At 47.3% G+C, this 9,812-nt stretch carries 5 protein-coding genes; 2 read left to right on the forward strand and 3 right to left on the reverse strand.

Annotated elements, in window-relative coordinates:
- Window positions 1-318 precede the first annotated feature (318 nt).
- Both JWH17_RS08400 and JWH17_RS08405 read left to right on the forward strand, forming a co-directional pair.
- Window positions 319-2,796: an AMP-binding protein gene (locus JWH17_RS08400; protein WP_232370985.1), complete on the forward strand. Its 2,478-nt coding sequence runs from the start codon at window positions 319-321 to the stop codon at window positions 2,794-2,796.
- A 647-nt stretch (window positions 2,797-3,443) separates the two neighbouring features.
- Window positions 3,444-3,884, forward strand: coding sequence for an alanyl-tRNA editing protein (locus JWH17_RS08405; RefSeq protein ID WP_205222157.1), 441 nt, complete (start codon window positions 3,444-3,446; stop codon window positions 3,882-3,884).
- A 358-nt stretch (window positions 3,885-4,242) separates the two neighbouring features.
- Here the strand turns inward: JWH17_RS08405 and JWH17_RS08410 are convergent, their stop codons facing one another.
- The 3 genes from JWH17_RS08410 to JWH17_RS08420 all read right to left on the reverse strand — a co-directional run bounded on the left by JWH17_RS08410 (window position 4,243) and on the right by JWH17_RS08420 (window position 8,932).
- Window positions 4,243-4,473, reverse strand: a complete 231-nt coding sequence (locus tag JWH17_RS08410; RefSeq protein WP_205222148.1) for a hypothetical protein — start codon at window positions 4,471-4,473, stop codon at window positions 4,243-4,245.
- 149 nt (window positions 4,474-4,622) lie between these two features.
- Entirely contained in the window at window positions 4,623-7,205 is a 2,583-nt protein-coding gene (locus JWH17_RS08415; protein WP_205222149.1) for a fused MFS/spermidine synthase, read from the reverse strand.
- Window positions 7,206-7,306: 101 nt separating this feature from the next.
- On the reverse strand, window positions 7,307-8,932 hold the full coding sequence (locus tag JWH17_RS08420) for a CehA/McbA family metallohydrolase domain-containing protein (protein ID WP_205222150.1): 1,626 nt from the start codon (window positions 8,930-8,932) through the stop codon (window positions 7,307-7,309).
- Window positions 8,933-9,812 lie beyond the last annotated feature (880 nt).

A 9,812-nucleotide genomic window follows, 5' to 3' on the forward strand; every position in this document is an offset into this window, starting at 1 on the left:
CTCCATGCGATGTTATTCAGCATAAAAAAATTGTGTGCGATGAAACAAAGTGACGCAATGTTCATGAACTATCCGGGGTCGTGCTTTTCAACGTACAATACCATGTATAAGACAACAAGACAGAAAAGTACCAATTCTATCTTTGGCAAGAACTACACACTCGCGAATCAGCGGCTTCCCTTGGGACTATTTTGTTTCTCTATTTTATGTTGATTACCGACACAGTAGGGCAATCCCATTATTGCCCACAAGATCCAGTTAGGGTAGTATAATAGTCTATTACTATCTATTCTTCTCCCTCATAGAGCCTCATAACCCTTGACAATCGATTACGCCATGCTGCTCACAGACCATCATAAAGCTGCTGTCATTCTCCCTGACCAAACGATAAGCTACGCCCAGCTTCTGACCGCTATTGCCGGCCTTGCTGATGCCATTACCGGCAACCCTGGAAGGGTACTGATCTTTTCAGAGAACCGCTTGGAGTGGATTGCCGCATTTTATGCTGCATGGATGAAACGTTGTACTGTTGTCCCGGTTGACTATCTATCCACCCAGGATGAATTGGAATATATTGCCCGCGACTGTCAACCTGAAGTTATTTTTTGTTCTGCAAAATGCAAGGACACTGTAAATCAAGTCCTTGCGCAACTTGATGACTCTCCTCAGTTGCTCATTTTCGAAGAATTGGACCAACACCTCCCAGCCCCACCGGAGACCATAGAAGTCCCTGACCCTGACCACACAGCTTTGCTTATATACACCTCCGGCACCACTGGAGCGCCCAAGGGAGTAATGCTCTCGTTTACCAACATTCTGGTCAATATAGATGCGGTGACCAAAGGCATTCCCATTTACAACAGGGAAGAACGGGTTTTAATGCTCCTCCCCCTGCATCACATCTTTCCGCTTCTCGGCACAATGGTAGCGCCGCTGTATATTGGCGCTACCATTGCCCTCTGCCCCACCCTCCAGTCCGAAGACATTGTCCAGACCCTGCAAAAAAACAGGATCACGGTCTTGATCGGCGTGCCTCGGCTCTACAAGTTGATCAGCACCGCTATAATGGGTCGAATACAGAGTAACAAAATCGCCGCCCTGATGTACAAGCTTGCTGATAAGGTACAGAGCCAATCGCTGTCTAAGCTGCTCTTTGGGTCTGTGCATAAAAAATTCGGCGGCCATCTCAAGTTCCTGGTCTGCGGTGGAGCGGCGTTGGACCCAGCAATCGGTCAGCAGTTTACCACTCTAGGTTTTGAAGTCTTGGAGGGGTATGGCATGACAGAAGCGGCTCCGATGATAACCTTTACCCGTCCCGGCAAGCTGAAGATAGGCTCAGCAGGGACAAATCTCCCAGGAACAGAAATTGCTATCCGTGACGGAGAGATTCTTGCCAAGGGTAAAAATATCATGCAGGGGTACTGGAAAAACCCGGAGGCAACGGCCGAAGTACTCGAAGACGGTTGGCTTCACACTGGAGATGTAGGTCACCTCGACGACCAGGGACGCCTGTTCATCACCGGCAGAAAAAAAGAAATCCTGGTGCTATCCAGCGGCAAAAACATCAATCCCGTCCTTCTCGAAGATAAACTTGAGACCATGAGCCAGGCAATTACAGAGGTGGGAATTTTTCTTAAAAACGATATTCTTCAAGCCATCATTCGCCCCAACCTGGCGATGATAAGAGAAAAGGGGATTACCGACATAGAAGGTTACTTCCGCAACCAAGTGCTTGACCAATTTAACCAAAGCGTCTCACCTGCGTATAAAATTATGCAGTTTACGCTGGTTGATGACGAGTTGCCAAGAACACGGCTCTCCAAGCTCAAGCGCTTTCTTCTGCCTCAAATGGCACAGCAAAAGAGCCAAAAGAAAAAATCTACCAAGCAGCCCAAAGACAAAGAATACACCATTCTCAAGCAATACATCGAATCACTGACCGCACATCCCATTCACCCGGATGACCATCTGGAAATTGATCTTGCCCTGGACTCACTGGATAAAATCAGTCTGCTGGTGTTCATCAAAAACACCTTTGGTCTGGAGATTGCCGAATCCGAACTGATGCAGCACCAGACGCCTGCAGGACTCAGTGCCTATGTGAAGGAAAACAAGGAAAGAATCAGCGTGGAAGTGTTCAACTGGGAACAAATCATCAAAGAAAAAGTCGACCTCCCTCTGCCTCGTACCTGGGCAACAACCGTACTGCTGAAAAATCTGTCCAAGGCACTCCTCTCACTCTACTTTTCCATACGCACAGAGGGGCGTGAGCACCTTCCCGACACCCCTTGCATCATAGCGCCTAACCATCAAAGCTTTTTTGACGGTCTCTTTGTTGCTTCATCACTTTCCAACACCCTGATGAAAAAGACATACTTTTATGCCAAGGAAAAGCACCTGCGTAATAATTGGGTTCGAAAATTTGCCGACCGGCACAATGTAATTGTTATGGATATTCAATCTGATGTCAAAGCTTCTATTCAAAAGACTGCAGCACTTTTAAAAAGCGGTAAAAACATCATGATCTTTCCGGAAGGTACCAGGACGAAGGACGGCGGGCTTGGCGATTTTAAAAAAACCTTTGCCATTTTAAGCAAAGAACTCAATGTACCAGTGGTACCGGTGACCATTAACGGTGCCTTTGCGGCCCTGCCAAGTGGCTCTATTATGCCCAAACCGTTCAGCAAGATTTCCGTCAACTTTCAACAGCCGATTTACCCGGAAAAACACACTTACGAATCCCTCAAGGAGCAGGTATACAAAAAAATTCAATCCTGCCTGCACCATAGCAAATAATGATATAAAGCTTGCGAAGATGGCTTTTAAAACAAAATGAAGACAAAATAAAGTCAGAAAAACAGAAACAACCTGTTATGTATAGTATTGTGTATGCGCTAATGGCGGGATGGAAAGAGTTGCTAATTGACGTCATGAAACTCACCGACGAAACAAGAGGTTTAAATAAGGATATAGACAAGTTGCAATCTCATGTCGTTGAGGGTGATAAACGAGTTGTCCGGTTAGAGACTCTTGTCGAAGTCTCTACATATCAAGTGATGCAAACAAAATTAACGGAGGACACAAAATAGGCGCTCCCTGCCACTATTGCCGTATCTGTTGCAGCAAAGCGCACGTCTCCACAGAGCCTTTAACGTAATCTGAGCAGAGGTCTCCAGCAATTGACTCAAACCATATGCTAGTGTTTTGCTTCAGCTGGAATTGGGTGAATGTTTACATTTCTTTTTTTGCAGCCGGAAAGGTTTGATTTATAAAATGGGATAAACGAATTTATTTGCTTTCGGTGTTGATTGGTGTTTCCTTTTACGAAGGATGCTTGATCCCCTATACATCTCGCCGTAATGATCTTTCAGGAAGCCGTGATTCGCACTGCCCATGTGATCACGACTTTCTTTTCCCACCTTAAAAAAATATACATTATCAATATGTCAAAATTGTACGTTCCACGCATGCACTCGGCAGAACACATTCTCAATCAGGTCATGGTCAGAAAATTTGAGTGCGGGCGCTGCTTCAGTGCTCATGTGAACAAGAAAAAGTCCAAATGTGATTACCATTTTGGTCGTGAATTGACAGATGTCGAGGCCCAGCAAATTGAGGCGGCGGTAAATGAGGCTATCTTAGCCGATCTGGTGGTGGGTGCAGAAATGATATCTTTGGCCGAGGCCGCAAAACTCTACAATCTCACGCGTCTTCCGGATGGTGCAAAGGAAATTCGGATTGTTCATGTAGGCGATTTTGACGCTTGCCCCTGTATTGGCGAACATGTTAAGCGGACATCAGAAATCGGTACCTTCCTGCTATCCTCCCATGATTTTAACGATGGCGTCTTGCGAATACGTTACAAGCTTATCGACTCCAAATAGTTTCAGTAAGCAAAAAATCCCCGGTCCGTCTATTTTTCCAAACTATATCTGCCACTTCTGGGTGAAAAACTTTGGGTAGTGGAATCACCCCTTCCACTCTGGTTTAAGCAGATATCAATTTACGGCATTTTTCGCCGTAAAAAGCCGGCGATTTAATTTTGTAGTGTTGGCACCGTGGAGGCACATGCTGAAAATGGAGCAACTCTCCAGTCTGACAGGCCAGGACCTTACAGGAAGAAAGTCTAGTAGAGATACTGTTAGGATAATGAGACCTTCGATGTGGCAATGTTAGCGTATTGCTGTGAGGCGCGCGGTCGTTTTGCGCGTCCTTACCAGCAACGGGTTAATACTTATACTATTATATCTTTCCTTCAGATAGTTTTGCTCTAAGTTCGTCATGCCGCTGCTGCAAGTCCTCATACAATGGATGAAGCGACTTTTCTGAATGGCCTAGTGCCTGCACAACTTCACCCGGCAGAGTATCTTTTAAAAACCGATCCCATAAGTCAACGAATTCAATTAGCTTTGGAAAATGTTTTAACGTGCTCTTTTCAGCCAGCCACATATTATTTTGTATGATTTCAAGCATCTTATGGTAAGCAGGAATGTCCTCATTCCTAAGTTTTTTATTGTTGTAATCAATTATCTTACAGAACTGTTCTCTCCGTGTTTCAGAAAGTTTTCTTAATTCATCAGGCTACCCTTCAAATCCTGCACATAAAAGATGGGTCTGTTTGGCTATTCAGCAAATATCTTTTGTTGGAGTAATGCAGCTTCACGCTTCATGGGGTTTACCCGAATCAAGTCATTTAACAGCTGGTATGAAGCGTCCCTGTTATATGGGTAAATTTCGTAGGCAATTGAAAGCAGTGGATAATATGCAGCAGAAAAATCGAGGCTTTGTCGTATTACTGCCAGAAGCGGTTCCCTTGCCGATTCATAAAGCTTTTGTACATCCCTCGTTTTCTCAATTTTCGTTCCCGCCAAAAGGAAGGAATTTCTTGCTTTCCAGTAGGCCTGTAATCGCTCCTTTGCCAGGTAATCTTCCTCGGTAATATAATCGGCCAAAATATCTTCAGGAGAGGCCGGCCCCAGCTCATTGACCAGGCTGATGAGCCGTGTATAGGGAGGCTCCTGTTCGGAGTAGAGAAATCTGGGGGCCTGGTAGATAACCACAGGATGGTCGTCGCTGTTTATCGATGCACCACCACTGTATTCTTTTAGCGATGCATTTCCGGCAAGAAAGGTTCCGAACAAACTGTAGAAGCTATCATACTTAAGTGGAAGCACCTTTTTTCTTATAGCCGGATCCCGCATCTTCTCCCTGAACCACTTCTCAGGGTATCTTAGTGCGGAAGTGCTTCCCACAAGCCCGATAATCGGGTTGGTAATACTGTAATGAGCAAGGTATGCCTGCCCTTCCGGGAATACTTCCATAAAGGTTCGAATAATCACTTTCAGGGTCGCGAGATTCATCTGGTAGAGTGGCAGCCATTGGCAAAACAGGCCGTCTTCAGTAAGGACATTTCTGATCGAGCGGAAATGCTCTAGGCTATAAAGTGCTCCTGCGCCGTCCCGAGCCGGATGGAAAAGATCGGCGATAACGACGTCATATTTTTTCTCGGTTGCCGTTACATAGTGCCTGGCGTCCCCACTCACTATTCTCAGGTTCTTCGACTGATCAAGGTCACCGGAGGCTTTTTGAAAATGTTTCGTCGCCTTGATAACTTCGGGGATCAACTCGACTGCTTCGGCCTGCAGGCCCGGATAATCTGCGGCGCCGGAGAAGGTTACCCCGGTCCCCAGCCCCAGAAAGAGTGCGGACTCCGGTCTTTCGTGCAACAGCAGGGGTAACTGGGCCTGACGGAGGTCGGAGTATACCGATGATGTGCCACCCATTTGGAATTGGTTATTCACCTTCAGGTGAACGTTTTTATCGGAATCCTGAATTACCGAAACGGTTGCCGTAATTCCTTCTTGGTAGGAAACGAGGACATCGTCCCGGTCGGTTGTGATAAACCGGTACGGATTTTGGTCGAAAAAGAGCATCCCGAGCATAATAACCGGGACCAGGGCAGCTCCCGCCGACCGGGTTCTAAGCCGTGGGATGAGGAGTAAGTAGCATCCGGCAAGGGCGAGCAAGACAGGTTTCAAGCCAAAGGCCGGCAACAGGTAGATTCCTGCCAAGGGAGGAGCCACTGTTCCTCCGAGTGTATTCAGGCTTAAAGCCTTGCCGACACCTCCTGAAGGTTTTTTGAGATGTTGTGCGAGATGACTGAAGGTTGCCCCCATTAGAATGGTTGGCAAAAGAAAGATAATGATCCCCAGCAGAGTCTCGGAAAGAATTGCCTGTCGGAACCCCTCACCCAACGATCTGTGGAGTGAAATGAAAATGTCCTCAGCATGAGGGAGGACAATGATTGAGAGCAAACAAAAGGAAGACGTAGCGACAACCAGTACGGTCAGTCCTTGAGTGAATTCAAAACGGCGGCCAAAGCACTGGTAGAGCATCGATCCGATCGCTGTTCCCGCCAGGTAAACCGAAAGCAAGAGTGTGAAGGTAAAAACCGTGTTTTCAAGCATCTGGCTTAAGGCCCGCACCATAACCACCTCAAACGTCACACCCAGGAAACCGGTTACGATGAGTGTTATAAAAATCCTGGTGCTTGAGAATATTGCGTCTTTTGCCGTCCCTGCAGAGATAGGTTGATCCACGAGTTGTTTTTGCTGGGTGCTCCACACACCGGCAGCGCAGAGGATGTTGCAGAAAATCAGTATGTATGAGGCGGCAGTAATACCAAGTGACGGGATAAGGCGGAACGAGACCAAAACGGTACCTGCCATAGCACCCATTGTGTTTATGCCATAAAGGCCGGCAACCGAAAATTCGTCCTTGAGTCGGGTAAACAACCTGTCCATGGCGGCTAGGGTTCCTCCCATGGCGGCTGTTGCCGGCAGAAGAAGGATAAAGACACAGAGAAAAACTGTGAGCCAGTGATGGAAAAAGGTCGGTTCCGCACCAATCAGGGACGCAACGAGTGGGTTGATGACCGGAACTAGGGTGGTAAGTAATAAGGCCCATCCACCGATTATAATTTCAAAGGCCATGTACCAGAGTCCGGGAACCCGACTTCTGCTGACCGGTCTGTCAAATACCCATCCGCCAAGACAGATTCCGCCGAAGAAAGCACACACCACAGCGAGCATACTGGAGATTTCGTGTCCGAGACTGACCGAAAACATCCTGGTCCAGAGGATTTCGTAGCCCAACCCTGCCAGACCGGAAAGAAAAAAAACGAAATAGAGGTAGATAAGTCGCATACGCCCAGTCGATAGATGAAAATGTCCTAAAAAAAAACGTGCGGGCAGTTTCCCGCCCACACATTCATGAAACCACGTTACTTCAACGGTGTCGGAAATATTTACTCAACCTCGATGTATATTGGGTTGGAGTAGAACCACAGATCGGCATACGCTTCAGCAACTTCATCCAGCTTGCTGTTGGTTGCAATGGTAACATTTTCCTGAAGCAGATCCTCAAGCTCTACTGCGTCCATAAGTGAGTAGATTTTGTCGCTTGCCTCGGAATCGGCGAGCGGGTTGCCGTCTTCATCGGTCTCAAACGGTACGTTTGCCGGGAGGTTGGTGCCGCGGAGGCGGAGGAACATTGACTTTTCAACTTTGAAGTTAAGAACATAGGTCATGTAACCGTCCTTGTATGAACCTCCATTACGCTCAAACGTTCTGATAACCTGGGTATCGGTTCCATAATCGGTTGCAACGACGTCTTCCGGATTTGTTACCGGTGCATTTCCGGTAATGGTACCGGCGATCAGGTCGATATGATCTAGTTCCGGCATATTCAGCGGCTGCTCGATACCTACCTGGTCTAGGGAAGGATTCAGCATGTCAAACGGACAGAAGTTCGTTCCGACAGGATCGTGTACCTTGATTTTAATCTGAACGTGGTCGCCCGCCTTCACCTTGAGGGTCTCACCCATCATGGCGCTGCTACCTTTGCTCTTTGCAGTGAACTGCAGCTCGTCGATCAGGTCGCCCTGAACGTTCCAGCTGTTACCTGAACGGTTACCATCGAAAACTGCCTGGATCTTGTCTTTAGCATCATTATTGATGTAGGTGTAGGTCTTTTGATACTCGCCCGGCCAGAAGTCGGAACCGCCGGTTGACCAATGATTATGAAAGTCTGAACTCGCAAAGTTGAAGAATTTACGTCCCTCGGCAGCAAGCGCATCCCACAGTCCACCTATGGTTGCAACGTAGAAACCGGTACCGCCGTAGGTGCCACCACCCAGAGAGCCGCGGCTGAAACCACGATCGCCTGAAGTCTGGTGCCCAGGTGCACCCTCGAAACCGATAGCGACATCCGGACCTGCATCCATCCAGTTACGGAAGTCCTCAATATGGTAACTCCAGGCACGCTCTACATGGGCAGGTACGACCCAGGCATCACCAAAACCTTGATCTTTCATAGCCTGCATCCACTCAACACCGTAGATAGCATCGTCTTCAGTGTCGTTGGTTTTGGCAAGTGTGCCGAAACCATCCAGCAGTCCTTCTTCGCCGTCGCGGCTGGTATCGTCGTCGGAACGGTCAAAACGGTACTCGAATTCGCTGATTGCGGTAGCGGTACTATCGTATTGATATATTGCGGTGGAACAATGCTCGTGGCCCGGAACATTTTGCTCAAGACCGCTGATGACGATTTTGTCGCTGTACTCTTCACGAGTAGTCTCAATATTGGGATAGACATAGTCACGTAGACTCTGCCACCGCCACATTTCCTGGTGGCTACCACTTGCTTCATAGTCACCGAGTATCGGGTTTGTCGGGTATACCTCTGTGTCGTCCCAATAGTTACCGTTGCCGTCTCGGTTGCGCTCTCCTCCGTGTTCAGAGTTCGCCCACCAGTCAAGCCCGTAGCTTGCGTTTTCTTCCATTACCTGCATGAACGGGTAGGAACCGTCGGTGTACAGGGTGTGCTGGTGAAAATCACCGGCCAGATACTCTCCGGCCGATACAGAGCCCACGATAGCGACCGGCGAACCCACGACCGCCGCCAATGCCAGAATTTTCAGGTAATTCTTCCGAATCATCACTTTCCCCTCCCTTTGGGTATACAATCTGAAATCTTGATTGATAATGAAACAGCTTGTACTTCTCTGTAAAACAATTAGGTGTAGGGGCAATTATCCGCTGAAAAGATCAGGAACAGTTATGTACTGTCCTGGTTTATTTTAGTGTTATTGCAACACATACATTCGGAATTGCCTTCCCACCCTAGATCTTCGAACATTATCTAACTTGCATTTGTTCGGGTTGAGTTTTTGGGGAGTTAGTTTTTGATTTCCGTATTGTTTGAATGATTTCAAAAAAAATAATATGTATTGCCGGGCGGAAGAAGAAAACCAAAAACGATGCAAATATGCCAAGTGCATAGGGGGGGGGAGGACAAACGGGGGGGCTGCGCTCTACTTCTTTTATCCAATAGTGCGCAGGACAGGCGAATGGGGTTACTTGTTAAGATCGACGTTTTCTTTCTCGTGTCCACTACCAGAAAACGTAATCATGATCGTTGCGGGATGAATCATGTTGCATGTGGCATACGATGAATGTTTCAAAGTTCAATTTTATCCTGCTCGATCATATTTTTAGCAGAAGCCTTCCGCCTAGAACTTTATGGTTTAGACTGTGGGTCCTACAGGGATAACCTTTACCGCAATGCTGGAGACTAGCGTAGGCAATTGTAACCACTAGCGAAATCGAATGACTTATGACTATTCCTGTTTATACGTAACAAAGTGAAAACCGCATAAAGTGTTATAATGCGGTCATTAACATCCTGTTTTTTCAACAAAGAAAAAGGAGGACTCGATGACCGAAACAACAGGTATACGCCAAGACGTACTA

Origin of the sequence: Desulfogranum marinum (assembly GCF_016918565.1) — a bacterium.
Taxonomy (GTDB): Bacteria; Desulfobacterota; Desulfobulbia; order Desulfobulbales; family Desulfobulbaceae; genus Desulfogranum; species Desulfogranum marinum.